This window comes from Psychrobacter sp. 1U2 (assembly GCF_051847575.1).
The window spans coordinates 1-2,259 of sequence record NZ_JBPYDC010000067.1 but is presented as its reverse complement, the minus strand read 5'-3'; the positions used below and the strand labels follow the sequence as shown (position 1 = coordinate 2,259).

General features: G+C 44.0%; 2 protein-coding genes. Both read left to right on the top strand.

All coding sequences use genetic code 11. The features are described 5' to 3' along the window. Window positions 1-285 precede the first annotated feature (285 nt). Window positions 286-1,326: an AAA family ATPase gene (locus ACS8FD_RS13125; protein WP_439261771.1), complete on the top strand. Its 1,041-nt coding sequence runs from the start codon at window positions 286-288 to the stop codon at window positions 1,324-1,326. 49 nt (window positions 1,327-1,375) lie between these two features. Further along, window positions 1,376-2,259, top strand: an 884-nt coding sequence (locus ACS8FD_RS13120; RefSeq protein WP_439276217.1) for a DUF58 domain-containing protein, incomplete at its 3' end; no start/stop codon positions are given.

Below are 2,259 nucleotides of genomic sequence, written 5' to 3'. Positions count from 1 at the left end.
AGCGATGGAAAACCCATAGATACTGAGCATACACAAATGAGTGATGAGCCAGTTGAGATAGAAGACGGCGTAGAAAATCAACCTGCAGCCAGTTTCTAATCACAGCAATTATTCAAGCTTGGTTTGTTTTCAACTTTATTGCTTTTTATAGTTACTATATTTAATAGAGCGTTTTTACTTGTCGTTTTTATCTTATTAAAATAGGTGTATTGGCTATTACTGACCACTCCAAACGAGTCAATGTGTCAATATTTCAGTACGCACTAATACAGTCGGTAGTTTATTATGCACCAAAGCCATGCTTACGATGTCGCATCTCACACAGATACTGTATCTCCATTAGAGTCAGACGCTGTCTTAAAGGATTCAAACGATGTTACTGGCGATTATTTAGCCAATCAGCGTCAAGTGGCACAATTGCTTGTTCAATTAAATCAAATCGTGCTTGATAAGCCGCAAGTGGTCAAGCTGGCACTGAGCTGTGTGCTGGCAGGTGGACACCTGCTCTTACAAGATCTACCTGGTATGGGCAAAACCACCTTGGCTCAAGGGCTGGCACAGTTACTGGGCTTGTCATACAATCGTGTGCAGTTTACCAATGATATGCTGCCAGCCGATATTCTGGGTATGAGCATTTATAATCAAATTACTCAAAGCTTTGAGTTTCGTAAAGGGGCAATTTTCACTCAGCTATTACTTGCTGATGAAATCAACCGCTCTAGTCCAAAGACCCAAAGTGCGTTACTAGAAGCAATGGAAGAGCATCAAGTCACCCAAGATGGGCAGACTTACCGTTTACCTCAACCGTTCTTCGTCATAGCTACCCAAAATCCCATGCAACAAGCAGGTGTCTATCCTTTACCTGAGTCCCAGTTGGACCGATTTTTGATGTGCCTATCGCTTGGGTATCCTTCACCAGCTGCCGAGCGAGAGTTACTACGGGGCCAAGATCGTCGTAAGTTACTTGCAAGCTTACAGGCGGTGCTTGAGACAGATGCTGTATTACTTGCACGCCAAAGTGTTCAACAGGTATATGTAGCAGATGTCGTATTGGATTATCTACAGCGATTGGTTGCAAAGACTCGAGTTAGCCAAGAATACCATGGACTGTCACCTCGCGGTGTATTGTCGCTACAGCGTGCCGCTCAGGCTCATGCCTATGTCTCAGGTCACCAAGAGGTCACACCAGAGGACATTCAAGCTGTTTTTGCTGCGGTTACAGATCATAGGTTAGGCCAACGATTTGTGCCATCGCACATCGTTGGCGGGCAAGGCTCACAGACTATTGCTCAGCGAATTATGCATGAGGTACCAGTAATTGTTTAAACTAAGGTTTGAGCGCACGCTATAGTGTAACCATAATGATAAGACAGTTATGACTTTATTACCACGTACCTTATTACCACGTACTTTGACTCAGCCAATAACGCAAGCCTTGGCGCGCTGGTTTGCCAAACGTGCTCCTAAAAGTGACAGTGCTACTCTTAATTTGCGCAACGTCTATATTTTTTTCCGACGTGAAGGGCTACTTTTTGCCATACTATTGATAATTACCTTTATTGCTGGTATCAATTACGGTAATAACTTGGTTTTGGGGCTTTGTTTTTACCTTATTAGTATATGGCTGATTAGCTTTCATGTGACCTTTTTGCACATATCTGGCCTGCATGTTCAATTGTTAGAAGTCACTATGGCAGAAGTAGGGGCGCCAGTCTGGGTGACCCTGCAAGTGCGTAGTGAGAGTCGCCAACCAAGACGACAATTGATGTTTAGGTTTGAGCAACATCAATTGGACAATCAAGAAAATAGCGAGCATGAATATAAGCGCAACAGCAAGCGTAGCCGTAAATTGCTCAACAACGATCCCAAGCTGCAGGTACTGCTACCACGCGTACAAGATGAACAAATTATTCGTTTACCTATTATGACCTATAAACGTGGTCAGCTTGAGCTTCCTAAATTAACAGTCAGTACGGTTTATCCACTTGGTATTATGCGTGCCTGGTCGTACATCTATTTTGCGCGTACTGCTTGGGTCTATCCAAAACCATTGGCTTTTGACTGGCAGACGCAATATGTAACTGCAAGTTTAGACGACTTGCCGACAGGTGGGCAATATAGTCAGCACATTCAAGGCCAAGACGATTTTGAACGTCTTGATAGTTATATTGAAGGTGAATCACTAGCCAGAGTCTCGTGGGCGCATGTGGCACGTGGGCAGGGGATGCTTACCAAGCATTTTGCCGATTCTATCGGTCA

Bases quoted from the DNA above. Each gene is read 5' to 3' on its own strand.
- ACS8FD_RS13125 (WP_439261771.1), top strand. From the start codon at position 286: ATGCACCAAAGCCATGCTTACGATGTCGCATCTCACACAGATACTGTA.